26 protein-coding genes and 2 pseudogenes are annotated in these 24,172 nt (G+C 62.8%); 13 read left to right on the top strand and 15 right to left on the bottom strand.

What is annotated here, in order from left to right; translation table 11 throughout:
- Window positions 1–42: 42 nt before the first annotated feature.
- On the top strand, window positions 43–1,014 hold the full coding sequence (locus tag FHW75_RS11940) for a magnesium and cobalt transport protein CorA (RefSeq protein WP_016715080.1): 972 nt from the start codon (window positions 43–45) through the stop codon (window positions 1,012–1,014).
- 33 nt (window positions 1,015–1,047) lie between these two features.
- On the opposite strand, the gene FHW75_RS11935 is transcribed toward FHW75_RS11940, so the two are convergent.
- The gene (locus FHW75_RS11935) at window positions 1,048–1,779 is read right to left on the bottom strand and encodes an amidotransferase (protein WP_019096934.1); all 732 of its coding nucleotides are present in this window, start codon (window positions 1,777–1,779) and stop codon (window positions 1,048–1,050) included.
- Between the two features lie 528 nt (window positions 1,780–2,307).
- Here FHW75_RS11935 and FHW75_RS11930 point away from each other — a divergent pair.
- Entirely contained in the window at window positions 2,308–3,108 is an 801-nt protein-coding gene (locus tag FHW75_RS11930; protein ID WP_027609496.1) for a cytochrome c, read from the top strand.
- A 54-nt stretch (window positions 3,109–3,162) separates the two neighbouring features.
- Here FHW75_RS11930 and FHW75_RS11925 read toward each other — a convergent pair whose 3' ends face one another.
- The 4 genes from FHW75_RS11925 to FHW75_RS11910 all read right to left on the bottom strand — a co-directional run bounded on the left by FHW75_RS11925 (window position 3,163) and on the right by FHW75_RS11910 (window position 6,443).
- Window positions 3,163–3,495, bottom strand: coding sequence for a ribonuclease E inhibitor RraB (locus FHW75_RS11925; protein WP_016715077.1), 333 nt, complete (start codon window positions 3,493–3,495; stop codon window positions 3,163–3,165).
- A 179-nt stretch (window positions 3,496–3,674) separates the two neighbouring features.
- Entirely contained in the window at window positions 3,675–3,911 is a 237-nt protein-coding gene (locus FHW75_RS11920) for a hypothetical protein (protein WP_016715076.1), read from the bottom strand.
- 141 nt (window positions 3,912–4,052) lie between these two features.
- Window positions 4,053–6,110: an LTA synthase family protein gene (locus FHW75_RS11915; protein ID WP_025754754.1), complete on the bottom strand. Its 2,058-nt coding sequence runs from the start codon at window positions 6,108–6,110 to the stop codon at window positions 4,053–4,055.
- A 141-nt stretch (window positions 6,111–6,251) separates the two neighbouring features.
- A complete protein-coding gene (locus tag FHW75_RS11910; protein WP_012271091.1) occupies window positions 6,252–6,443 on the bottom strand; it encodes a PLDc N-terminal domain-containing protein in 192 nt (63 codons plus the stop codon).
- Between the two features lie 126 nt (window positions 6,444–6,569).
- Here FHW75_RS11910 and FHW75_RS11905 point away from each other — a divergent pair.
- Window positions 6,570–7,504, top strand: a pseudogene (locus FHW75_RS11905) (ZIP family metal transporter).
- Between the two features lie 62 nt (window positions 7,505–7,566).
- On the opposite strand, the gene FHW75_RS11900 reads toward FHW75_RS11905, so the two are convergent.
- Together FHW75_RS11900 and FHW75_RS11895 are read right to left on the bottom strand one after the other, a co-directional pair.
- Window positions 7,567–8,097: a hypothetical protein gene (locus FHW75_RS11900; RefSeq protein WP_019096937.1), complete on the bottom strand. Its 531-nt coding sequence runs from the start codon at window positions 8,095–8,097 to the stop codon at window positions 7,567–7,569.
- Window positions 8,098–8,157: 60 nt separating this feature from the next.
- Complete coding sequence (locus FHW75_RS11895; protein WP_161989747.1) at window positions 8,158–8,682, bottom strand: ankyrin repeat domain-containing protein; 525 nt, start codon at window positions 8,680–8,682, stop codon at window positions 8,158–8,160.
- A gap of 265 nt (window positions 8,683–8,947) precedes the next feature.
- Here FHW75_RS11895 and FHW75_RS11890 point away from each other — a divergent pair, with 265 nt between their 5' ends.
- Window positions 8,948–9,220, top strand: coding sequence for a DUF3509 domain-containing protein (locus FHW75_RS11890; protein ID WP_016715071.1), 273 nt, complete (start codon window positions 8,948–8,950; stop codon window positions 9,218–9,220).
- Between the two features lie 60 nt (window positions 9,221–9,280).
- Here FHW75_RS11890 and FHW75_RS11885 read toward each other — a convergent pair whose 3' ends face one another.
- The 3 genes from FHW75_RS11885 to aroC all read right to left on the bottom strand — a co-directional run bounded on the left by FHW75_RS11885 (window position 9,281) and on the right by aroC (window position 12,138).
- On the bottom strand, window positions 9,281–9,817 hold the full coding sequence (locus tag FHW75_RS11885) for an oxidase (protein ID WP_183673693.1): 537 nt from the start codon (window positions 9,815–9,817) through the stop codon (window positions 9,281–9,283).
- Window positions 9,817–10,971 (bottom strand): MFS transporter, encoded by a 1,155-nt coding sequence (locus tag FHW75_RS11880; RefSeq protein ID WP_027609492.1) that lies wholly within the window; start codon window positions 10,969–10,971, stop codon window positions 9,817–9,819. The genes FHW75_RS11885 and FHW75_RS11880 overlap by 1 nt, the downstream gene beginning before the upstream one ends.
- Before the next feature lie 75 nt (window positions 10,972–11,046).
- Complete coding sequence (aroC, locus tag FHW75_RS11875; protein WP_183673691.1) at window positions 11,047–12,138, bottom strand: chorismate synthase; 1,092 nt, start codon at window positions 12,136–12,138, stop codon at window positions 11,047–11,049.
- A gap of 175 nt (window positions 12,139–12,313) precedes the next feature.
- On the opposite strand from aroC, the gene FHW75_RS11870 reads away from it, so the two are divergent.
- Window positions 12,314–13,276: an alpha/beta hydrolase gene (locus tag FHW75_RS11870; protein WP_016715067.1), complete on the top strand. Its 963-nt coding sequence runs from the start codon at window positions 12,314–12,316 to the stop codon at window positions 13,274–13,276.
- A gap of 65 nt (window positions 13,277–13,341) precedes the next feature.
- The gene (locus FHW75_RS11865; protein ID WP_019096942.1) at window positions 13,342–14,124 is read left to right on the top strand and encodes a hypothetical protein; all 783 of its coding nucleotides are present in this window, start codon (window positions 13,342–13,344) and stop codon (window positions 14,122–14,124) included.
- Window positions 14,125–14,173: 49 nt separating this feature from the next.
- Here FHW75_RS11865 and prmB read toward each other — a convergent pair whose 3' ends face one another.
- On the bottom strand, window positions 14,174–15,082 hold the full coding sequence (gene prmB / locus FHW75_RS11860; protein WP_016715065.1) for a 50S ribosomal protein L3 N(5)-glutamine methyltransferase: 909 nt from the start codon (window positions 15,080–15,082) through the stop codon (window positions 14,174–14,176).
- Window positions 15,083–15,262: 180 nt separating this feature from the next.
- Between prmB and FHW75_RS11855 the strand changes: the two genes are divergently transcribed.
- The 5 genes from FHW75_RS11855 (at window position 15,263) to FHW75_RS11835 (ending at window position 17,928) form a co-directional block, all read left to right on the top strand.
- Complete coding sequence (locus FHW75_RS11855; RefSeq protein ID WP_016715064.1) at window positions 15,263–15,853, top strand: cysteine hydrolase family protein; 591 nt, start codon at window positions 15,263–15,265, stop codon at window positions 15,851–15,853.
- An 86-nt stretch (window positions 15,854–15,939) separates the two neighbouring features.
- Window positions 15,940–16,260: a hypothetical protein gene (locus FHW75_RS11850; RefSeq protein ID WP_016715063.1), complete on the top strand. Its 321-nt coding sequence runs from the start codon at window positions 15,940–15,942 to the stop codon at window positions 16,258–16,260.
- Between the two features lie 60 nt (window positions 16,261–16,320).
- Window positions 16,321–16,881, top strand: a complete 561-nt coding sequence (locus FHW75_RS11845) for a Smr/MutS family protein (protein WP_016715062.1) — start codon at window positions 16,321–16,323, stop codon at window positions 16,879–16,881.
- 70 nt (window positions 16,882–16,951) lie between these two features.
- Window positions 16,952–17,497 (top strand): GTP cyclohydrolase I FolE, encoded by a 546-nt coding sequence (gene folE / locus FHW75_RS11840; RefSeq protein ID WP_012271077.1) that lies wholly within the window; start codon window positions 16,952–16,954, stop codon window positions 17,495–17,497.
- Window positions 17,498–17,556: 59 nt separating this feature from the next.
- On the top strand, window positions 17,557–17,928 hold the full coding sequence (locus FHW75_RS11835; RefSeq protein WP_019096943.1) for a glutaredoxin domain-containing protein: 372 nt from the start codon (window positions 17,557–17,559) through the stop codon (window positions 17,926–17,928).
- Between the two features lie 35 nt (window positions 17,929–17,963).
- Here FHW75_RS11835 and FHW75_RS11830 read toward each other — a convergent pair whose 3' ends face one another.
- A complete protein-coding gene (locus tag FHW75_RS11830; RefSeq protein ID WP_016715060.1) occupies window positions 17,964–18,566 on the bottom strand; it encodes a glutathione S-transferase family protein in 603 nt (200 codons plus the stop codon).
- Window positions 18,567–18,711: 145 nt separating this feature from the next.
- On the opposite strand from FHW75_RS11830, the gene FHW75_RS11825 reads away from it, so the two are divergent.
- Window positions 18,712–19,902, top strand: coding sequence for a benzoate/H(+) symporter BenE family transporter (locus FHW75_RS11825; RefSeq protein WP_016715059.1), 1,191 nt, complete (start codon window positions 18,712–18,714; stop codon window positions 19,900–19,902).
- Between the two features lie 83 nt (window positions 19,903–19,985).
- On the opposite strand, the gene FHW75_RS27160 is transcribed toward FHW75_RS11825, so the two are convergent.
- From FHW75_RS27160 to FHW75_RS11815, 3 genes and pseudogenes are all read right to left on the bottom strand, one after another.
- Window positions 19,986–20,690 carry a methyl-accepting chemotaxis protein gene (locus FHW75_RS27160; protein ID WP_371262339.1) on the bottom strand — a complete coding sequence of 235 codons (705 nt, stop codon included), beginning with the start codon at window positions 20,688–20,690 and terminating at the stop codon, window positions 19,986–19,988.
- A gap of 204 nt (window positions 20,691–20,894) precedes the next feature.
- A pseudogene (locus tag FHW75_RS27155) lies at window positions 20,895–21,374 on the bottom strand (methyl-accepting chemotaxis protein); the annotation flags it as partial.
- 805 nt (window positions 21,375–22,179) lie between these two features.
- On the bottom strand, window positions 22,180–22,941 hold the full coding sequence (locus tag FHW75_RS11815) for an SDR family oxidoreductase (protein WP_016715057.1): 762 nt from the start codon (window positions 22,939–22,941) through the stop codon (window positions 22,180–22,182).
- 176 nt (window positions 22,942–23,117) lie between these two features.
- On the opposite strand from FHW75_RS11815, the gene FHW75_RS11810 reads away from it, so the two are divergent.
- The gene (locus FHW75_RS11810) at window positions 23,118–24,119 is read left to right on the top strand and encodes an NADP-dependent oxidoreductase (RefSeq protein WP_019096945.1); all 1,002 of its coding nucleotides are present in this window, start codon (window positions 23,118–23,120) and stop codon (window positions 24,117–24,119) included.
- Window positions 24,120–24,172 lie beyond the last annotated feature (53 nt).

Genomic DNA, 24,172 nt, shown 5'->3' with positions numbered 1-24,172 from the left:
CCCAAGCTGTAACCCGTGTTCAACCGGAATAAGCGGGCAACCATGGGTCGTGTCGTGGCATCGGCGGTGTACAGCGCCGGCAGAAAGGTCACCAACATCAGCATCGACGAAGGCAGCGAGTGGGCACGCAAGCCGGGGCACTTCGTGTGGATCGGCCTGGAAGAGCCCAACGCCGAGGAGCTGGCCAACCTGCAGTGCCAGTTCAACCTGCACGAACTGGCCATTGAAGATGCCCTTGAAAAGCACAGCCGGCCCAAGCTGGAAACCTTCGGTGACGCGCTGTTCATCGTCACCTATTCGCCGGTGCGCCACGAAGGCAAGCTGGAGTTCATCGAAACCCATATCTTCGCAGGCAACGGCTACATCATCACCTGCCGCAACGGGCACTCCAAGTCCTACGCCATGGTGCGCCAGCGCTGCGAGGCACGGCCATTGCTGCTGGAGCATGGCGAAGACTTCGTACTGTACGCCCTGCTCGACTTCGTGACGGAAAACTACCAGCCGGTCAGCGAAGCCATTCATGGCGAGATCGAAGAGCTGGAACAAAGCGTGCTGGGGGGCTCGCTGCAGGAGGACGACATCCGCCGCCTGCACAGCCTGCGCCGCGACATCCTGCGCCTGCGCCGTTATGTGGCGCCGATGGTGGAAGTGAGCGAAGAGCTGCAGCGCCTGAGCTTCCCGTTCATCGACAAGAACATGCGGCCCTACTTCCGTGATGTGCAGATTCATGTGACGCGGCAAATGGAAGACCTGGCCGGCATCCGCGACATCGCCAGCCAGACCATCGAGATCGGCATGCTGCTGGAGTCGTCACGGCAAAGCATCGTTCAGCGCAAGTTCGCGGCCTGGGCAGCGATTTTGGCGTTCCCCACGGCCATTGCCGGGGTTTACGGGATGAACTTCCAGAACATGCCGGAACTGGCTTGGCACTATGGGTATTTCGGGGTGCTGGGTGTAATCGGGCTGGGGTGTGCGGGGTTGTATGCCAGCTTCAAGAAGTCGGGCTGGCTTTGAGATTGTGGGGGCCGGCTTGAGGCCCCCAGCCTCTTACGCCGCGTCGTGCTTGCTCACCGGCTGCTGGATAAAGCGCAACATCCACTCCCCCACCAGGTCGCCCTGGTGCTCGGTGGCCAGGCTGGCCACGGCCTTGTGGTACACCTCATCTCCCAGGAATTCCTGACGCGCATCCAGCAATGCGCGGGAATAGTCATGCACGAACTCCGGGTGGCCCTGGAAGCACAGCACCTGGTCACGAATGTGGTACGCCGCATTCGGGCAGAAGTCGCTGGAAGCAATCACCGTGGCGCCTTCCGGCAATTCGGTCACCTGGTCCTGGTGGCTGATCAGCAAGGTCAGCTCCGACACCTCCGGGTCCATCCACGGCGCATGGGCCGCCAGCGAGTAGCGATGGATGCCCACGCCCCAGCCCTTGTCGGCCCGCTCGGCCTTGCCACCCAGGGTCAATGCCAGCAACTGGTGGCCAAAACACACCCCCAACAGCTTCTCGCCCCGTTCGTACAATTTCAGCAGGTACGCCTTGAGGGTCTGGATCCACGGGTCGGAACCAAACGAGTCAGCCTTGCTACCGGTCACCAGGTAGGCATCGAACACTTCACTGTCGGCGGGGTAATCGCCGTTCATCACGTTGTACACACGGAATTCGGCGGCGATCGGCTGACGCGAAAAGAGCTGCTCGAACATCCTGCCGTAGCCTTGGTACTGCGCGGTCAACTCCGGTCGCAGGACATCGGTTTCAAGGATGCAGACGCGTAACGACATAGGGGTAGTCCTGAACGACATGGGTGGGAATCTGCTGTAGAGACTGACGCGAAAGACACGTACAAGCAAGTAGGTTGCACTGACGAACGGTCACATTTCGTCGGCGCCCGCCAGGTACTTGCGCCACTGTCTAGCCAGAGCATGCCAGCCGACTGGCACATGGCCTCATAGCAAAAAGAAATCATCGACCAACACTGTTAGAAGAAAGGGTTCTCAAACATGGATGCCACACACCCTACTGTTGGTTGTATATCCACTTTCAAGAGGCAGGCAGTTCAGGCGCCACGCGTCGTTGCTGCGATCGACCCGAAGTGCGACAAGGAAGCCAACGGGTATTCAGGAATAACAAAAAGAAGGCGGTCCGCCATGTTCAGACAATCGAAAATTCGCCAAGCTGGGCTCATTCTCTTCGCCACCACTTTACTGCTGATTTTGCCGAACCTGACACGCTTGTTCGGCTGACAGTGGCGATGGCGCCACCGGGCAATACACAGGTAACCTGCTGGCCTTGATGGTCGGAGATTGCCCATGCGCCACTGCCTTGCCTTGTTAGCGTTGCTCCTGAGCCTGCCGCTGTCGGCGGCGCAGCTGCACCTTGAACTGGGCGCCAATACGCGCCAGTGGAGCAGCACCGAACTGCTTGACCACCCGCAGGCTCGGGATATCAGCATCGAACAAGACGTTTCCTACAAGCGCCCCATGCACTATCGGGCGGTGCCGTTGGCCACGCTGCTAAAAGGCGTGAGCGCCGGTGATCACCTGCAGGCCGTGGCGCTGGATGGCTTTGCCGCTGAAATGCCCGCTGCGCCACTGTTGCAGCAGGGGCCGGCACAGGCCTGGCTGGCGGTGGAAGACCCAGGCCAGCCGTGGCCGGCACTGGGCCAGGGCAAGCCGAGTGCGGGGCCGTTCTACCTGGTGTGGACCGCGCCGCAGGCCAGTGGCATCCGCCCGGAGCAGTGGCCGTTCCAGATTTCCACCATTCGCATGCTCGCGCCGGTGGCGCAGCGTTTTCCCGCGCTGCTGCCCGACCCCAAGCTGCCCGCCGACAGCCCGGTGCTGCAGGGTTTTGCATTGTTCCAGCAGAATTGCCTGGCGTGCCATCGACTGAACGGTGCAGGGGATGCGCAGGTGGGGCCGGATTTGAATGTGCCGCACAACCCTACCGAGTATTTTCGGCCAGAATACCTGCGCAAGCTGATTCGGGCCCCGCAAAGCCTGCGGCAATGGCCGCAAGCGAAGATGCCGGGGTTTGACGAGCGTGTGTTGAGTGAACAGGAGCTGGACGCGTTGCTGGCCTATCTGGGGCATATGGCCAAGCGCAGACCTTGACGCCCGCGTGTGCTTTTTCGCGGGCGAACCCGCGAAAAAGGCAACACAACACGCTTAGGCAATCGGCCGCTCATGCTTGACGCCCCACCCTTCCACCTCTCCCCCATAAGGTGTCACCAACTGTTCAAAGGCCTCTTCAAAGTCGCCAATCCCGCCATAGGTGGCATACATGACCTTGCTCAGTTCCAGGTGCCAGGCACCGTCGCCCAGCTCCTTCACCTGGGCATTGAGCGATTCGCCACGAAACTGCCCGGCCGCACGGCGGGCCCCTGCTTCGTCGGGGAATACGGCGTAAAACTCGATGGGGTGGATCTGGGTGAAGTCGAACCCGCCTGCTTTCATCTGGCGCAGGACGTTGCTGCTGATATCGTCGTTCTGGCTGCTCATGAATCGTCCTCCTGAATAATGCTATGGATAGACTTTCCGTGCACTACGCACCTGCCGGCAGTCATTGGCCAGGCAGTTCGAGCTGATGCAAGACGCGAATTGAAGCGGTGCCAACCCGCAGAATAGGCGGCACCTTCCAGTAGCGTAGTGCCTGCAAAGGCGCCACGCAAACGTGTGTATCAGGGTGCTTCGTGAATGCTGGTGATAGTCACGCCGCTATGTTCTTTCAGCCAGCGGGCGGTGGGGGAAATGGTGCGGTCCTGGAAGTCGTTGAGGTCCAGCTCGTCCATCACCGGGAACAGGTGCGAACGGATGGCCCGCGCGGCGTCCTCTTCGCTGGGACAGTGCTCGGCCCGCAGGGTCATGGTGGACGGTTCGCCTTTCTGATCGGCAAAGATGACTTCCCACGCTTTCATTGAACGAGCCCTCTCAATTCAAGAACACCAGTTGGGTGATGCCTGAATAACTGACCTTGGGGCTGGGAGAATGTTCAGTCTGCGCTGGTCTCTTCGCGGCTTTAGCCGCGAATGGGCCGCAATGCGGCCCATATAGCAGCGTTACTTCGGTGTGCCGTGCACCACGCCAGCGGTGTTATCCAGCAAGCTCTTGGTCGCGGTCTGAATGTACGCTTCGAGCTTCTTGAGCATTTCTGGCTGGTCCGGGCTTTCGATCAGCTCAGCCTTGAACTCGCTGCCCAGCTGGTAGCGGTACATGCGCGGGCTCATGTCCTTGGACTCGATCAGGATGCGGTCGCCCTGTACCAGGCCAACGATCTGCTCGCTGCCCGACGGCTTGATCATGCCCACACCCTGGTCGCCTTCAGGCAGGTTGAGCAGGTCGCGGCCCCAGCACTGGTGACGGGTCTGGCCACCCAGGCGGCCCATGATGGTCGGCACGATATCGACCTGGGTACCCACGGTGTGATTCACCGCACCGAATTTCTCCTGAATGCCCGGGGCAATCAGCAGCAGCGGTACGTTGAAACGGCCCAGGTCCAGCTCGGTGACCTGCTGGTGGTTGCCGAAGCCATGGTCGCCGACGATGACGAACAGGGTTTCCTTGAAGTAGGGCTCTTTACGCGCCTTCTCGAAGAACTGGCCAAGCGCCCAGTCCGAATAGCGCATGGCGGTCAGGTGCTCATCCAGGCGGCCCTGGCCGGTGACCTTCTCGACCGGCAGGTCTTTCGGCAGCGCGTAAGGCGTGTGGTTGGACAGCGTCTGCAGCAGCGCGTAGATCGGCTTCTTGCCGTCGTGCTTGGCCAGTTCCTCGTTGCCGCGGTCGAACATATCCTGGTCGGACACACCCCAGGTCGGGTCGGAGAACACCGGGTTGACGAAGTCGTTACGGCCGATGAAGGTGGTCATGCCCTGGTTTCCGAAGAACCCGGACTGGTTGTCCCAGGCAAAGTCGCCGTTGTAGACGTACACATCGTCGTAGTCGCGGGCGCTGAGCAGGGCCGGCAGGCCAGACAGCTTGTGGCCGCCTTCCGGGGTTTGCATCAGGTACTCGAAGCCTGGCAGGTTGGGGAAGCAAGCCATGGTGGCGAACATGCCCTGGTGGGTATGGGTGCCGTTGGAGAAGAAGCGGTCGAACAGCAGGCCTTCTTTGGCCAGCTTGTCGAAGTACGGGGTAATGTTGTTGGGGCTGCCCAGCGCGCCCACCGAGTGGCCGGCAAAGCTCTCCATCAGGATCACCACCACGTTCTTGATCGGCAAGGTGCGGTCAGCTGGCGGCACGAAGTCGCGACGGATGGCAGCCTCGTCGGCATCGACCAGGGTGTCGTTGGCGGTCAGCAGCTGTTCGCGCACGCTTTGCGTGGCCACGCTCTGCTCCAGCACCGGCTTCCAGATGTTGGCGCGGTCTTCGCCGAAGCGGCTCTTGGCGGCATCGATCAGGGTCAGGGTGCCGTTCAGGCCCAGCTGGTTGACGAAGTTGGAGTCGGTGGTGAAGGCATCACCCCAGCGCATCGGCGGCCCTTGGCGCAGGGTGCCACGGGCAGCGACCACGGCCACCAGCAAAATCACCATGAACACCGCCAGGCGGTTGTACCACGGTGCAACGCGCTGCACGCCCTCACCCCGGGTGGCACGGTCAATACCCTTGAACAGCAGGCTCAACAGCCAGGTGCCGAAGGCCCAGGCCAGCAGGTAGCGCACCACCGGGAAGCCGTACCAGAGCATGCTCATGACGGTTTTCGGGTCTTCCTTGATGTACTGGAACACCAGGCCGTTGAGGCGCTGGTGGAACTCGCGGTAGAAGTCCATCTCCATCAGGCCGAGGAACATCACCACGCTGGAGGTGAGGGTCAGCCAGAAGCGGAACACGCCACGCCGGGCCATGGCCCAGGGGCTGAGTATCGCCAGCAGCAGCGGGATGCTGAGGTACACCACCACCCGAAGGTCGAAGCGCAAACCGTTGAGGAAGCCTTCGGCTACCGTGGAATACGGCGTATCGCCGACCATGTCACTGTTGTAGACCAGCAGCGCCAGGCGCACCAGGCTGAGCATCAGCATGATCACCAGGCCACTGAGCAGCGTGTAGGCCAGGTGGGATTTCAGGGTCGGCGAAAACGACGTTCGCGCGCCCTGTTGCTTCAAGGCGTCCGTGTTAGCCATGAATGGGAAGGTCCTAGGATTGCGGTTTGCGAAGAGGCGCTGGCGCTAGGCCAACGCAGCATTGTGCGGGTGCGGATTCTGTTTAAACCAATGTGAAAATTTTGTCACTGGGGTGTTGCGGGTTTTGTCTGTGCCGGCCTTTCAGATGCGCACATTCCCCCGCGGCCCCGCGATGGCCCAAATCACCAGGCCCACCACCGGCAGCAAAGCGATCAGCAAGATCCACAACACTTTGATGCCCACCTCGCTGCCACTCTTGATCACATTGAGGATGGCCCAGATATCCAGCGCCAGAATGATCAGCCCTACCAGGCTATTGAATGTCGACCCCATGCTAAAACTCCTGTCAAAAGGCTTTGCTGCACAGCATAGTCAGCTATCGCGCCGATAGAAGCGAATCCTTGGCGGCTGGCGCAGGTCTCTGAGTAGACTGCCTGTATTCATTGATTCGAGGTTCGTATGCCCTCCGCCCACACGCAAAGCGCCACCCCACCCTCACTGCTGAACGCCTGGCGCCAGCAGGCCGTGAACACCCCCTGGCTCAGCGCCGGCCTCGGTCTTAGCCTGCTGGCGGTGGTCGTGCTGCTGGGCGCCAGCGTGTGGAACGCGGTAAACGGCGACCACGCCGACAACCTGCACCTGGCCGTGTTGGGCGGATTGTCCGGCTTTGGGGCTACCGCTCTGGGCGCTGTGCTGGCGGTGGTGCTGCGCGATGTCAGCGCCCGCACCCAGGACGTAATGCTGGGCTTTGCCGCCGGCATGATGCTGGCGGCCAGTTCGTTTTCGCTGATTCTGCCGGGCCTGGATGCCGCGCGTGAAATTACCGGCAACGGCCCGGCTGCGGCCTTTACCGTGGTGCTGGGCATGGGGTTGGGCGTGCTGTTGATGCTGGGCCTGGACCGCTTCACCCCGCACGAGCATGAAAGCACCGGCCCCTGCGGCCCCGAAGCCGAGCGCATCAGCCGGGTGTGGCTGTTCGTGCTGGCGATCACCCTGCACAACCTGCCTGAAGGCATGGCCATTGGTGTGAGCTTCGCCAATGGCGACATGAGCATCGGCTTGCCGCTGACCAGCGCTATTGCCATTCAGGACATCCCTGAGGGGCTGGCCGTGGCCCTCGCCCTGCGTGCCACCGGGTTGTCGAGCCTGAAGGCGGCGCTGGTGGCTGTAGGTTCGGGGCTGATGGAGCCACTGGGGGCGGTGATCGGGCTATTTCCACAGGCTTTGCCCTCGCCTATCCAATCAGCATGGGGATGGCGGCGGGGGCGATGATCTTTGTGGTCAGCCACGAAGTGATCCCGGAAACCCACCGCAACGGGCACCAGACGGCGGCGACCCTGGGGTTGATGGGTGGGTTTGCGGTGATGATGTTTCTGGATACGGCGTTGGGCTGAAGTTTCACGTTGCCTGTACTGGCCTCTTCGCGGGCTCGCCTGCGAAGAGGCCTTAGGCGAACTCAAATGTGGACGGCGACCTTCAGGGCTTCCAAAGCCGGCTCGACCTTGATACCCACCTCTGCCCCCAACTCCAGCACCCGCGCCAGGTCGTTCTGCCCCACCATCACCATCTGCAGCTCGTCATCCAGCAACTGGCTGAAGTTCAGCAGCACATAACCCCCAGCCTCTTTGTTCAACGCCCCCATTTGCACCTGAATGCGGTTGAGCGCGGTCAGTGGCTCGGTACGGGCCAGCTGCTTGGGCTTGAGGGTGAACGGCACACTGTTGTCGAACGAGTCGCTGATCTGCTGGAACAGGTCCTGGTAGCTGTCGGCCTGGAATACCACGGTGTCCGGCAGGCTGCCCAGCACAACCCATTCACCCAGCGGGATCGGGAACGTGTCGTCGTAGTTGATATCGGGGTTGGCAACCAGGAAAGCAGCCGGGTCGGCATAGGCCTGGGCGGCCTCGTCGGCGATGCGCTCGATGTCGGCCTCGCGCATGCAGCCAGCGCCAATGAGACTGATGAATTCGAGCAACTGAGTTTTCATGAAAGGGGGCCTGCGACGGGTGAAAAGTCGCCAAGGATAGCCGCAAATGCCCCCAGGTGGTTAGCCGGCCAGCGTTTGCAGGCGGGCGGCGGCGTCTACGGCCCCCATGGTTTGCGCCGCCATCAGCGCAGTGGCGCCACGGGCATCCTGGCGCGCCGGGTCGGCGCCTTGGGCCAGCAGGTAGTCGAGGATCTCGCTGCGATTGAACATGGCCGCCAGCATCAACGCCGTGCGCCCGTCCTGCGCAGCGGCGTCCACAGGGACGCCGTGCTCAAGCAACAACCGGATCATCGCCAGGTCCCCCTTGAAGGCGGCCCCGGCGATAGGCAGCTGGCCGTTGTCGTTGGCAATCAACGGGTCGGCACCGTGGGCCAGCAGCACGCGCACTGCTTCGTGGTGGCCGTGGTAGCTGGCCAGCATCAGCAGGGTATCGCCCTTATGGTTGCGCAGGTTGGCCGGCAGGCCGCTGGCGAGCAGGCGCTCGATCATTTCGGCATCGCCTTGGCGGGCACGTTCGAATACCTGCTCGGCGAATGCGGCGGCTTCGTCTTCGGTCATGGTGGCGGGGGCGGTCTGGCGGGTCATCGGAACCTCCTGGCATAAATGATTGCCCAAGTGTTTGTCAGGCACGCCAGTGCGGTCAAAGGTTCAGTTTCTATGGGGCCGATAGGCAATGCCTGACTCGTGCAAAATGCACTGTGCAAAATGCATGACCATGCAACCTGCACGGCGACACCTTCGTTGAGTCTCCGTAAAACCCTGATTTTACTGGATTTTTTATGAAACTCAGACCTGGCACGGTCGCTGCAAATATCTACTCATGTCTGCCACACCACAGCCAGGAGTTGATATGGACCTCATCCAGCAAAAGTTCGTCTCGGTATTTTCTGCTTATCAGGTCAATACCCAGGCCCGTCCCGATGGCGGCGTGCTGCTGACCCTGCGCGCAGCCGATGGCAAGGTTACCCGCCGAGTGCTGACCTATGCGCAACTGCACAGTGCCGAGCAGCTGTCATGGGCGATCAGTGCCATTCGCCGTGACCTGGCTGAACAGGCTAGCGAATTGCCGGTGATTTCGATGTTGCAGAGCCAGCAGCGGTTTGCCCTGCCGACCTACCGCTGAGGTTTGTGTTGCTTTGCCAGTCTCTTCGCGGGCAAGCCCGCGAAGAGACCGGCAAAGCAACTACAACTCGTCAATCCCCAGAAACGCCCGCGCAGTCACATCCCCGGTAAACCGCGCCTGCGCACCCCGCTCGCTGCCATACAACCGCAGCGCCAGGCAAAACGGCGTCCCCCCCAGCTCCACCCAGCGCCGCGTCCCCGCCGGCACCACCAACTGGTCACCCTTCTCGCACAGCACCGAATACACCTGGTCGCCCAAACGCAGGCCAACCTGCGCACGGCCGCTGACTACGGCAAATACCTCTTCGGCGTCATGCACATGTTCATCGCGCACATCGACCTGCGCCGGGTCTTCACCGTCGCGGTTCAACAGCACGAATGCCTTGCTGCCATGCGCCGTCATCAACTGATCCAGATGCTCACGGCATGCCTCCAGCACCTCGCCTTCAGCCGTACCAGGGCGCACCCGCAAGCCATGCCCGGCGTGCACAAAACGCACGCCCTGCTCGGCCAGGGTGGCGACGATATCGTCGTGGTGCGTCAGCACCTTGTTCGGCAGTTCCGGGCTGGCGGGGTGGAAAACACTGAGAATGCTCATCAGGGGCGGGTCCTGGTCGGTTGCGAACAAAGGGCAATGATAACGGCTGCGGCCAAGGCTGCGGCACTGGCCATACCAAAGGTGAAGGTGGGGCCCAGCAGTTTCCAGCTGTAGCCCGAATACAACGCCCCCAATGCGCCCCCGGTACCCGACAGTGCCGCATACAGCGCCTGGCCCTGGCCTTGTTGGCGGGCGCCGAAGCTGGCCTGCACGAAGGCGATGCTGGCGGCATGGAAGCAGCCAAAAGTGGCCGCATGCAGCAACTGGGCAAAGATCAATACGGCAGGCTCACCTGCCAGGTTGCCCAGCAACAGCCAGCGTACGGCCGCCAGCAGGAAACTGGCCAGCAACACCCGCTGCACGCTGAAGCGGGCGAACAGGCGGCTCATGACCATGAACATCAGCACTTCGGCCACCACCCCCAGCGCCCACAGCAAGCCGATGGCACCACGGCTGTAGCCCAGGTGCTCCAGGTGAAGGGTCAGAAACGTGTAGTAAGGCCCATGGCTGAGCTGCATCAGCGCCACGCAAGCGTAGAACGCGACCACCCCGGGGGCACGCAGCTGCTGCAAAAAGCCACCGGCGCTGCTGCGCTCACCTTGCTCCACCGGCTGGGCATTGGGTACCCACAGGCTCGCGGCGACAATGCCGGCCATGATGGTGACCAACGCCACCGGGTAGATGTCCAGGCTCAGCCATTCGAACAGGCGGCCCAGGCCGACCACGGTCAGGATGAAGCCGATCGAGCCCCACAGGCGCACCTGGCTGTAGCGGGACGTTTGCCCGTGCAGGTGGGCCAGGGTAATGACCTCGAACTGGGGCAGTACCGCGTGCCAGAAGAACGCGTGCAAGGCCATTACCAGCGCCAGCCACGCGTAACTTTTGCCGAAGAAGATCAGGGCGAAGGTGGCCAGGGTGCACAACGCCCCCAGGCGCACGATGAGCAGGCGCTGCCCGGTGCGGTCGCCCAGCCAGCCCCACAGGTTGGGGGCAACGCAGCGCATCAGCATGGGGATGGCCACCAGCTCGCCGATGCGTGCCGGGGAGAAGCCCAGGTGGTCGAAGTACAGCGCCAGGAAGGGGGCGGTGGAGCCTAGCAGAGCGAAGTAGAAGAGATAGAAGCTGGACAGGCGCCAGTAGGGGATCGGGGGCATGGGTTCAGCCAATCATGTTGTTACATGTACCTGCCTCTTCGCGGGGGTGCCCGCGAAGAGGCAGGTGCAAGTGAATCAGAGCTGGCCCAGCACCGGGGTATTCACTTTTACATCAGCATTCTGCGCACGGTGACGCAGCAGGTGGTCCATCAGCGCGATGGCCATCATCGCCTCGGCGATCGGCGTAGCGCGGATGCCCACGCACGGGTCGTGGCGGCCTTTGGTGATGACGTCCACCGGGTTGCCGTCGATGTCGATCGAACGGCCCGGGGTGGTGATGCTGGAGGTCGGTTTCAGCGCCAGGTGAGCAACGATCGGCTGGCCCGAGGAAATGCCACCCAGGATGCCGCCGGCGTTGTTGCTGAGGAAGCCTTCCGGGGTCAACTCGTCACGGTGTTCGGTACCACGCTGGGCAACGCTGGCAAAGCCGGCACCAATTTCCACGCCCTTGACCGCGTTGATGCTCATCAGCGCGTGGGCCAGTTCTGCGTCCAGACGGTCGAAGATCGGTTCGCCCAGACCCGGCATCACGCCTTCGGCCACCACGGTGATCTTGGCACCCACCGAATCCTGGTCCCGGCGCAGCTGGTCCATGTAGGCCTCGAGCTCCGGTACATTGTCCGGGTCGGGGCTGAAGAAAGCGTTCTGCTCCACCGATTCCCAGGTCTTGAACGGGATTTCGATCGGGCCCAGCTGGCTCATGTAGCCACGCACGGTAATGCCCTGGGTGGCCAGGTATTTCTTGGCAATGGCACCGGCAGCCACGCGCATGGCGGTTTCGCGGGCCGAGCTGCGGCCACCACCACGGTAGTCGCGGATGCCGTACTTGTGATGGTAGGTGTAGTCGGCGTGGGCCGGGCGGAACAGGTCCTTGATGGCCGAGTAGTCCTTGGACTTCTGGTCAGTGTTGCGAATCAGCAGGCCGATCGAACAGCCCGTGGTACGGCCTTCGAACACGCCAGAGAGGATTTCCACCTCGTCGGCTTCCTGACGCTGCGTGGTGTGCCGGCTGGTGCCGGGCTTGCGCCGGTCGAGGTCGTGCTGCAGGTCGGCCAGGGAAATCTCCAGGCCCGGCGGGCATCCATCGACAATGGCGACCAACGCCGGGCCATGGCTTTCGCCAGCGGTGGTGACAGTGAACAGCTTGCCGTAGGTATTGCCGGACATGGACGCTCCGCGAGTTCTGCCTGAGGTGAACGAAAGCGGCAGTATACAGATGGTTTGCTCGCCTGTGCTGGCCTCTTCGCTGGCTGGGCCGCGAAGAGGCCGAGCCAGCCTTGCACTGCCAGAGAACCTTCCCACGAACATTAGGTCAAAGCTGCATCTCCCCATGTAGTACTGCATGATGTCGCGCCTCGTCGCCCTGCTCTTCCTGCTGTGCACCAGCCTGGCCCAGGCCGCCGCCCCCACCGTGCTGCAACGCCCCATCGACCTGGACACCGGCCAGGGCGTGCTGCACGGCAGCCTGCTGTTGCCGCAACAGGCCACGCCGCCGCCGGTGGTGCTGATCATCGCCGGCTCCGGCCCCACCGACCGCGATGGCAACAACCCGGCGTCGGGCCGGGTCGACAACCTCAAGCGCCTGGCCCTGCTGCTGGCCAACGAGCACATCGCCAGCGTGCGCTACGACAAACGCGGGGTGGCCGCCAGCCAGCCGGCCACGCCTGACGAGCGCGACCTCAGCGTGGAGCGCTATGTAGCGGATGTGGTCGCCTGGAGCCACAAGCTGAAAGCCGACCCCCGCTTCGGCCAGCTGATCCTCGTAGGCCACAGCGAAGGCGCGCTGATCGCCAGCCTGGCCGCCGAGCAGGCAGGTGCCAGTGCGGTGATCACCCTGGCCGGCAGTGGGCGACCGCTGGCCGAAGTCCTGCGCGAACAGCTGGCCCGTCGCCTGCCACCAGCGCAACTGGCCGGGGGCAGCGCCCTACTCGATCGCCTGCAAGCCGGGCAGACCAGCCTGGAAGTGCCCGCGCCGCTGCGCCAGGTGTTCCGCCCCAGCGTGCAGCCGTACCTGATTTCGCTGTTTCAGCAAAACCCGGCAGCCGCCTTTGCCCGCCTGCCCATGCCCGCCTTGATCGTGCAAGGGCGCAACGATGTGCAGGTGGATGTGGCCGATGCCGAACGGCTGAAGGCAGCCAAGCCGGATGCGCAGCTGGTGCTGATCGACGGCATGAATCACATGCTGCGCATCAGCCCCAAAAGCATGAGCCAGCAGCGCGATAGCTACCTCAACCCAGAACTACCGCTGGCACACGAGCTGGGTGAGCGAATTGTGACGTTCATCCAGCATTTGCCTTCCGCGTAACGTAATCGGGCTCAGGTCCTTGGCAAGCCTGCCGATACAGCAGGCATAGCCGAGGACTTGCCCTGATGACAATCGCCCCCGCCGCCGAAGAGCCGGCCGAAGAGCCCCAGCCAAGCGCCGCCCTGCCTTGGGCCGACCTTGCCGCCGAACATTTCCAGCTACTGCGCCTGGCAGCCCTGCCCACAGACCGCAGCACCGGCGCGCGGCCGCTGCGCTTTGTGCAGTTCGGCTATGCCGAACGCCACGACAAGGCACACAGCCTGTTGCGCATGGAAATCCAGCTGCCCGGGCAGAAAGTGCACAAAGAGCAGAACCGCCTGGACATCCGCGTCGACCATGCCGAGCGCCTGGTACGTATCGGCAATGAACATGGCCTGCAACTTGAACCGGTGAACCGTGGTATCGGCCGCTTCATGCTGGCCCAGGCCGTGCAGTGGCTGCAGCGCAAGTGGTCGCACTATCGGGTGGAGGGCATGGCGCTGCCGAGCAAGGATGCGTTGAACGAGGACTCGCGCCTGCGCCGTGACCACTGCTTGCGCGGGGTGGGTATCGAGGTGGAGTACGAGGACAGCCAGCATTTGAAGGGCCGTACCGTGGACATGACCGTGGGCCAGCTCAAAGCCGCCTGGAGCAGCGAGCGACTGCAGCGGGTGGAGATTCTGGATGCCGCCAACCTGCTGCAGCAGGCCGACCAGCAGTTGCAGGAAAAGGAAGGGCAACTGCGCGAGCGTGATGAGCGGGTGGCCAAATACCAGCGCGAAGACGGCGGGTTGCGCTTTACCATTACCTGTCTGGTGGCGTTTGCGGTGTTTCAGGCGGGATTGTTGATCTGGATCGCCACCCGCTGAGACCGCGTGAGCCGATGGAGATTGGGGCCGCTTTGCGGCCCCAAATGGTTCAGACCCGGGCTTTGAACAGCTCCTGATGCTGGCGGCACTGCTCAGCGGTCAGCATGAACACCCCATGCCCGCCGCGCTCGAACTCCAGCCAGGCAAAGTCCACCTCAGGGTACAGCGCCTCGACATGCACCTGGCTGTTGCCCACCTCGACAATCAGCAAACCCTTGTCAGTCAGATGGTCTGCCGCTTCGGCCAGCATGCGCCGCACCAGGTCCAGGCCGTCGTTGCCGCAGGCCAGGCCCAGCTCGGGCTCGTGGTGGTACTCGGCCGGCATGTCGTCGAAGTCTTCGGCATCGACATACGGCGGGTTGGACAGGATCAAGTCGAAACGCTGCCCCGGCAGGCCGCCAAAGCCATCACCCTGCACGGTGTACACGCGGCCGTCGAGGCCATGGCGTTCGATATTCTGGTTGGCCACCTCAAGCGCCTGGAACGACAGGTCGGCCAGCACCACCTCGGCCTCGGGGAACACGTCGGCAGCTACGATGCCGATGCAGCCCGAGCCGGTGCACAGGTCGAGAATGCGCGCAGGCTCGCTGGCCAGCCACGGTTCGAAGCGTTTTTCGATCAGTTCGCCAATGGGTGAACGCGGTACCAGTACCCGTTCGTCGACGATGAACGACATGCCGCAGAACCAGGCCTCGCCCAGCAGGTAGGCGGCAGGCACGCGCTCTTCAATGCGGCGTTTGAGCAGGTGCTGCAGGCGTACCCGCTCGTCGTCCTCGAGCATGCAGTCCAGGTAGCTGTCGGCCACCTCCCATGGCAGGTGCACCGCACCCAGCACCAGCAGGCGGGCCTCGTCCCAGGCGTTGTCGGCACCGTGGCCGAAGAACAGGTCGTGCTCGTGGAAGCGGCTGACCGCCCAGCGGATGTAGTCGCGCAGCGTGCGCAGACGGGATGTGATCACGGGGTACTCCTATTTCAGACCGGACAAAAGTCTAACAGCCCCACCCGCACATTTGTTCCTTTGCCTTACCCAAAGGCTAGCCACAGGCCAGTAACCATGCCGCTTGCGTTGTCAACCATTCCCATTGGCGCCAAGGCAGGGGACAATAGGTATACAAAAGCCCTATCCAAGGAGCCCTTGATGTCCGTTCCAACCACGATGTTCCGCCTCACTGGCCGCGACTACCCGCCGGCCAAGCTGAGCCACGCCAGCCTGATCATCATCGATGCGCAAAAGGAGTACCTCAGTGGTCCCCTGCAGCTGTCGGGCATGGACGAGGCCGTGGCCAACATCGCCAGGTTGCTCGACGCCGCGCGCAAAAGCGGCCGTCCGATCATCCATGTACGCCACCTGGGCACTGTCGGTGGCCGCTTCGACCCACAGGGCCCGGCCGGCCAGTTCATTCCGGGGCTTGAGCCCCAGGAAGGCGAAATCGTCATCGAAAAGCGCATGCCTAACGCGTTCAAGAACACCAAACTGCACGAAACCCTGCAGGAGCTCGGCCACCTGGACCTGATCGTCTGCGGTTTCATGAGCCACTCCAGCGTCAGCACCACCGTGCGCCGCGCCAAGGACTATGGTTACCGGTGCACCCTGGTGGAAGACGCCTCGGCAACCCGCGACCTCGCCTTCAAGGACGGGGTAATCCCGGCCGCACAGATCCACCAGTGCGAAATGGCCGTAATGGCCGACAACTTCGCTTGCGTGGCCCCCACCGCCAGCCTGATCTAAGGGGCTGGGCACGACCGCCCGGCAGCCGGGCGGAACCCGATGGGCGGCAGCAGGTCGAATTCCGGATATCCACAGAGGAGAGCGGAATGAAGCTTAAAGGCAGTTTCGACGCCAAGCGCCTGCGCCCGCGCCAACCGCGTAACTGGGGCGCCCGCCTGGCGGCCGGCCTGTCGGCCCTGCTGGCGACCTTGGGCGTACTGCTGGCCATGGCCGGTGTTGCCGGCCTGCTGGGCAATTACCCTGCCCTGCAAGAACTCAATGCCAACAAGCCGCTGTCCAGCATCCTCACCGGGGCTGGCTTGCTGCTGCTGTGGCTGGGTGTGCGGTTTTGGCGGCGTAGCCGTATTCGCTTGCGTCGCGGGCGGGAGTTGAACCTGTCGCCACACCTGATGAAGAAGCATGATTGATGGCTTGGTATCACCTGCGCCCCACAGTCGCGTAAACTACGCCGCCAACGTGGAGGCATCATGCAAGACGACGATTTTTCCCTGTTCAAGGCCGAAGTGCGCGGCGTAAAGCAAATCCGCCACGACCGTGCCGAAGTCGGCAAGCCCAAGGCCGACCGCCAGCAGCTGGCTGGCCTTCGCCAGGCAGCGACAGTGCGCAGTGACAAGGCCCTGGTGATCGACGGCATGTCCGATCAGTTCGTTATCGACGTTGGCGCTGAAGACGAGCTGATGTGGCGCCGCGACGGCGTGCAGGAAGGCCAGTTGCGCAAGCTGAAACTGGGGCAAATTCCGTTCGAAGGCAGCCTCGACCTGCACGGCATGACCGTGGAAAAGGCCCGCGAAACCCTGTGGGACTTCATCGCCGAAGCCACCAAGCTGGAAGTGCGCTGCGTGCGGGTGACCCACGGCAAGGCTGCCCGCCTGGACGGCAAGCGTCCGATGATCAAGAGCCACGTCAACACCTGGCTGCGCCAGCACCCGCAGGTGCTCGGTTTTGCCTCGTGCAGCGCCCGCCACGGCGGTACCGGCGCGGTGTATGTGATGCTCAAGCGAACCATGCTCGAAGGCCGCGACGAGTAACGCCGCGCTTGCAGCGCCGCCCTCACCGCCGTACCCTTCGTTTTTGCGATTTTTTCCCACAGGTAGATCCATGTCCCTGGAACAGAACTACACCGAGATCCTCAGCCAGATTGGCGAGGACGTCTCCCGTGAGGGCCTGCTCGACACGCCCAAGCGGGCTGCAAAGGCGATGAAGTACCTTTGCCGCGGTTATGAGCAAACACTGGAAGAAGTCACCAACAACGCTTTGTTCAGCTCTGACAACAGCGAAATGGTGCTGGTCCGGGACATCGAGCTGTATTCGATGTGCGAACACCACATGCTGCCGTTCATCGGCAAGGCACACGTTGCCTACCTGCCCAAGGGCAAGGTACTGGGCCTGTCCAAGGTTGCGCGTATCGTCGACATGTACGCCCGCCGCCTGCAGATCCAGGAAAACCTCAGCCGCCAGATCGCCGAGGCCGTGCAGCAGGTAACCGGTGCCGCCGGTGTGGCCGTGGTGGTCGAAGCCAAGCACATGTGCATGATGATGCGCGGTGTCGAGAAGCAGAACTCGACCATGATCACTTCGGTGATGCTGGGTGAGTTCCGCGAGAACGCCGCCACCCGCAGCGAGTTCCTCAGCCTGATCAAGTGATTGGCTGCTGACCCCAAGCCGACCCTGCCGGGTCGGCTTTTTCATTTCAGGAGTTGCCCATGATCGTCAAAGCCCTGCGGGTTGGCCTCGGCCAGCTCATCGTGTTCGGCGACTGGATCAGCCGCCCGGCCAAGCGCAAACGCGACGCCGCCGCCCAGGCCCGCGTCGAGCAAGCGGCCAAGGGCCTGGCGCTGTACCAGTTCCACGCCTGCCCGTTCTGCGTCAAGACCCGCCGCACCCTGCACCGGCTGAACGTGCCGGTGGCACTGCGCGATGCCAAGAACGACCCGGTGCACCGTCAGGCCCTGCAAGAGGGTGGCGGCCGGGTGAAAGTGCCGTGCCTGCGCATCGAAGAAGGCGACAAGGTAACCTGGATGTATGAATCCAAGGCCATCATTGCTTATCTGGATGAGCGCTTTGCGTCGGCCTAAAAGCGCTGCAAGGCTCTGTGGGAGCGTGTCAGCTTTTAGCCCACCATCGGCACATGCCGCGGGTGGCTGCTGACGCGTTCCAGCCAGGCCCTTACTGCCGGGTAATCGGCCAGATCGAACCCGCCCTGATGCGCCACATGGGTATAGGCATACAGCGCCACATCGGCAATCGAATACTGCTCACCCACAAGATACGGCGTCATCTGCAACTGCCGCTCCATCACCTTCAGCGCCTTGTAACCGCCCTTGTGCAGCTTGCGGTACTCCTCCAGGCGCTCATCCGGCAGCCCCAGGTAGAACTGGATAAACCGGGCCACGGCAATGTACGGCTCATGGCTGTACTGCTCGAAGAACTGCCACTGCAGCACCTGGGTACGTAGACGCGGCTCGCTGGGCAGGAACTCGCTGCCATCGGCCAGGAAGTTGAGAATGGCATTGGACTCCCACAAGTAACTGCCATCTTCCAGCTCCAGCACTGGCACCTTGCCATTAGGGTTCATCGCCAGAAACTCGGGCGTTTCGGTCTCGCCCTTGAGGATATCCACCGGGTGCCATTCATACGGCCGGCCCAGCAGGCTCAACATCAGCTTGACCTTGTAGCAGTTGCCCGACTGGTAGTCGCCATAGACCTTGTACATTGCCCCTCCCCTTCCAAGCAGTTTCGCATTTGTGCCCAATAGTTGGCGACTGTACGGCTAAAAGCAATGGCCGCTGTATGGCAAGGATCAACCTTGCGCGCTGTAGTCTGAAAAAACTGCTTACACCTTTACAAGGACTTTGTTCATGACCGATGCCACCTCCGCACGCCTGCGGCCCCTGGCAGACAGCTCCCCGTCGGCGGTCGTCGCCGGCTTTATCGCCATGCTCACCGGCTATACCAGTTCGCTGGTGCTGATGTTCCAGGCTGGCCAGGCAGCCGGGCTTACCACTGCACAGATTTCGTCCTGGATCTGGGCGCTTTCAATCGGCATGGCGGTGTGCAGCATCGGCCTGTCACTGCGTTACCGCACACCGATCACCGTCGCCTGGTCCACCCCCGGTGCCGCCTTGCTGATTACCAGCCTGGGCGGCGTGAGCTATGGCGAGGCCATTGGCGCCTACATCACCTGCGCCGTGCTGGTGCTCATCTGCGGCCTGACCGGCAGCTTCGAGCGCCTGGTCAAACGCATCCCGGCTTCGCTGGCCTCGGCGCTGCTGGCGGGTATTCTGTTCAAGATCGGCAGCGAAATTTTCGTTGCCGCGCAGCACCGCACGTTGCTGGTGCTGGGCATGTTCTTCAGCTACCTGCTGGTCAAGCGCCTGTCGCCGCGCTACTGCGTGCTGGCCGCGCTGCTGGTGGGCACTGCGTTATCCGGGGCCCTGGGCCTGCTCGACTTCAGCGGCTTCCAGCTGGAAGTGGCCAAACCGGTATGGACCACGCCGAGCTTCTCGCTGGCAGCCACCATCAGCATTGGCATTCCGCTGTTCGTGGTAGCGATGACCTCGCAAAACATGCCCGGCGTGGCTGTGCTGCGCGCCGACGGCTACCAAGTGCCGGCCTCACCACTGATCTCGGCCACCGGCTTTGCCTCGCTGCTACTGGCACCCTTCGGTTCGCATGGGGTCAACCTGGCGGCGATCAGCGCGGCGATCTGCACGGGGCCGCATGCCCATGAAGACCCGGCCAAGCGCTACACAGCAGCAGTGTGGTGCGGGATTTTCTACGGTATTGCCGGGGTGTTCGGCGCAACCCTGGCGGCGTTATTTGCGGCACTGCCGAAGGAACTGGTGCTGTCGATCGCCGCCTTGGCGCTGTTTGGTTCGATCATGAACGGGCTGACCGTGGCCATGAGCGAGGCGCGTGAGCGGGAGGCGGCGTTGATCACCTTTATGGTCACGGCTTCGGGGCTGACACTGTTTTCGATTGGCTCGGCGTTCTGGGGGATTGTAGCGGGGGTGGTGACCTTGATGATCCTCAACCCGCGTCGGGTATGACGGTAGATTGGCGCTAGGGTTGAGATCGAGCGCCGCGTGGGCGGCGCTCGATTTCAGAACCAACAAAAATCCCAAGACCAACACTACAACCTGAAATGCCCCACCATCCCTTTCAAATCCTTACCCAACTGCGCCAGCTCCACACTGGACCTGGCATTGTCCTGCATCGCCAACGCCGCCTGGTCCGCGCTACCGCGAATCTGCGTCACGCTACGGCTGATTTCTTCCGCCACCGAACTCTGCTGCTCGGCCGCTGCGGCGATCTGCTGGTTCATCTGCTGAATCAACGAAACCGCCGACGCAATGCTGCCCAGCGCGCTCTCGGTCTGTAGCGCATCTGCCACCGCCAGGCGCACCAGTTCGGTACTGCCGCGAATCTGCGCCACCGACTGCTGGGCGTTGCCACGCAGGCTGGCGACCAGTGTCTCGATCTGCTCGGTAGACTGCCGGGTACGCCGCGCCAACGCGCGCACTTCATCGGCCACCACGGCAAAACCACGCCCCTGCTCACCCGCACGGGCGGCCTCGATGGCAGCATTGAGCGCCAGCAGGTTGGTCTGCTCGGCCACACTCTTGATCACTTCCAGCACATCGCCAATGGTGTGGATTTCGGCACTGAGGCTGTCGATACCGGCACTGGCCGTTTCTGCCGCAGACGCCAGCTGCTCGATGCGCTGCATGCTCTGGCGCACCACTTGTTGCCCCGACTCGACCTTGTCGTCCGCAGCCTGTGCCGCCTGTGCCGCTTCCTCGGCATTGCGCGCCACATCGTGCACGGTGGCGGTCATCTGCTGCATGGCGGTGGCCACCTGTTCGGTTTCCTCTTTCTGGGTGCCCACCTCGCGGTTGGTCTGTTCGGTCACTGCCGACAACGCCTGGGCATTGCCCGCCAGTTGTTCGATACCTTGCTGCAAGCCACTGACAATACCCGACAGGCCCGCCGCCATCTGCTGCATGGCCTGCATCAGTTGCCCCACTTCGTCACGACGTGGCACCTGAACGTCGAACGACAACTCGCCAGCGGCAATGCGCTGGGCGCGGGCGATCACATGCTTGAGCGGGCCGACGACCGCACGGGTAATCAGCCAGGCTGCCAGCAAGCCGACAACCAGCGCCAACGCCGTGGCCAGGCCAATAGCTATGGCATTGCGCTGCAGCTCACCCTGCAGCACCTGCTCCTGGCCCAGATAAGCCTGGTCGACCCGGCCGGTGACTTGCTCGGCGCTGGCTTGCAACTGGGCTTTGAGCCCCTGCTCACGGGCCAGCTGGTCGGTGTATTCGTTGAGTTTTTCCGAGAAGCTGCCAATGTGCCCTGCCACCTCGCCCAATACACTCTGGTAGCCGGCATCACTGACCGTACCCTGCAACTGGCCTACCAGGCTGGCGGCTTCCACCGTCTGGGCAATACGTTCCTGGCTTACGCCATCTTCACCCTTACGGCTTTTTTCCAGGCGTACCCGCGCTTCGTCCATGGCCTGCAACATCAGCCGTGACACCTGCGCCACCTGCGCAGCCTGCTCCAGAAACTCGCCGCCCTGCTGGCCCTGGGACTGTTTGAGGGTGTAGACACCGTCATCGGCCAGGCCGGCCTGCAGCACATCGAGGTTATTGGCCACGCTGGACACCGACCAGCTGGCCATGTCCAGTGCCAGCTCCTTGGCCTGCACGGCCTCCACAAAGGCCTCGAAAGCCTGGCCGTAGGCTGTCAGGTCGCTTTGCGCCGCCGCCAGCGACGGCAAGCCACGGGCGCGCTCGGCAAGGCCCTGGAGGCCGTTGCGCAAAGCCTCGGCCTGCTGGATGTCGGAGCGCAAGGCAAACGCCTGCTCGTGCTGGCGCAAGCGCAGCAGGTCGGTATTGAACTGCGCCAACTGGCGCAAACTGTCGAAGCGCTGGCCAACGCTGTGCAAGGCAGCAATGCCGATGGCCGCCACTGCCAGGGTAAGTACCAGCACCAGGGCAAAGCCCAAGCCGAGTTTGCGGGCCATGCCCAGGTTGGCCAGCACACCGTGCTTGCTCGCGCCCATCGCCGACTCCCCTTCTGCGTGTAAGGTTATCCCGAGGGCCAAGGGTGGCAACGTTGCCAACCGATGAACAAGGGCCTGGCGTCAGAATAGTGTCAAATAGCTATGAGCGTGTCGTTTTCAGCTTGGCAGAGGTCGCCCTGCATGCCAGAGGAAAGCCTGAACGCGGGAATCCTGCCCGTAAGCGACATTGATACGCAGCCAGGTTGCTGGCCTCGCCATGGTAATCAACGGCGCTGCCAGGCACAGTATCGGCTCAGATCGCCGTCGCCCCACCATCCACTGTCAGGCAATGTCCGGTGGTAAACGCCGCGCCGTCGCTGCACAGGTACAACACGGCGCTGGCAATTTCCTCGACCTTGCCGATCCGCCCCACCGGGTGCATGGCGGCGGCGAACTCGGCCTTGCGCGGGTCAGCCTCGTAGGCACGGCGGAACATGTCGGTGTCGATCACTGCCGGGCAAACGGCGTTCACGCGGATGCCCTTCTTCGCGTACTCGATGGCCGCCGACTTGGTCAGGCCAATCACCGCATGCTTGCTGGCACTGTAAATGCTCATCTTCGGCGCCGCCCCCAATCCCGCCACCGAAGCGGTATTGACGATTACCCCACCGCCCTGGGCCAGCAACAAGGGCAGCTGGTATTTCATGCACAACCACACGCCCTTCACATTCACGCCCATGATGGCATCGAACTCGGCCTCGCTACCCTCGGCCAGGCGGTTTTGCTCTATCTCGATGCCGGCATTGTTGTAGGCGTAGTCCAGCCGGCCGTAAGCGGCTATCAGCCGCTCATGCAACTGACGCACCTCGGCGTCGCGGGTAACGTCGCAGGCAATGAACAGCCCGTCGCCGCCCGCCGCGTGGATCAGCGCCACGGTGGCTTCGCCGCCAACCGGGTCGAGGTCGGCTACCACCACTTTCAGGCCCTCACGGGCGAAAGCCAGGGCAGTTGCCCGGCCGATACCGGCGGCGGCGCCGGTAACCAGGGCCACCTGGCCAGAAAAGGTCATGCTCATCGCGTGCTCCTGTGAGGGTTGGCTGGGGTGCAGAGCATAGTCAGCCACGTCAGGGCCGGGCAGCATCATCACACCAACGGTTGGGCTACCATGCTTGTCAGTGATGTTACGGACCTACCTACATCAACAAGGTAGATTGAACGCCTGACTCCCTCCACAGCCCACAAGGACCCGCCATGACCCAGACCAACCGCCGTTTCCTGCTCGCCAAACGCCCGGTCGGCGCTGTGCGCCGTGATGACTTCAACTTCGAGAGCGTACCCACCGAACAACCCGGCGAAGGCCAGGTGCTGGTGCGCAACCTGTACCTCTCCCTGGACCCGGCCATGCGCGGCTGGATGAACGAAGGCAAGTCTTACATCCCGCCGGTGGCCCTGGGCCAGGTGATGCGTGCCCTGGGCGTGGGTGAGGTGGTCGCCTCCAACCACCCCGCCTTCAAGCCGGGCGACCATGTAAGCGGCGCCCTTGGCGTGCAGGACTACTTCACCGGCGAACCCCAGGGCCTGCACAAGATCGACCCCAACCTGGCGCCCCTGCCCCGCTACCTGTCGGCACTGGGCATGACCGGCATGACCGCCTATTTCGCCCTGCTGGACGTAGGCCAGCCCAAGGCCGGCGACACCGTGGTCATTTCCGGCGCGGCCGGTGCGGTGGGCAGCATTGTCGGGCAGATCGCCAAGGTCAAAGGCTGCCGTGTGGTCGGTATTGCCGGCGGCGCCCAGAAATGCCAGTACCTGAAGGACGAACTGGGCTTCGACGGGGTGATCGACTACAAAGCCGAAGACGTGCTGGCCGGCCTGAAACGTGAATGCCCCAAAGGTGTGGACGTGTACTTCGACAACGTGGGCGGCGACATCCTCGATGCCGTGCTGACCCGCATCAACTACAAGGCCCGTATCGTGATTTGCGGCGCCATCAGCCAGTACAACAACAAAGAGGCCGTCAAAGGCCCGGCCAACTACCTGTCGCTGCTGGTGAACCGTGCGCGCATGGAAGGCTTTGTTGTGATGGATTACAGCAAGGATTACGGCAAGGCCGCGCTGGAAATTGCCGGGTGGCTGGCCAGCGGGCAGGTGAAGAGCAAGGAGGATGTGGTGGAGGGGCTGGAGACGTTCCCCGAGACACTGCTGAAGCTGTTCAGTGGGGAGAACTTTGGCAAGTTGGTGCTGAAGGTCTAACGCTGGAAAGCCTGCGCCGCCCCCTGCAGGAGCGGCGCAGGCTCTGAAACCGG

It is taken from the genome of Pseudomonas sp. OG7, from assembly GCF_014192825.1.
GTDB classification, from domain to species: Bacteria; Pseudomonadota; Gammaproteobacteria; order Pseudomonadales; family Pseudomonadaceae; genus Aquipseudomonas; species Aquipseudomonas monteilii.
Note: the sequence above shows the minus strand (reverse complement) of the source record. Positions and strands in the feature narration are given on the sequence as shown.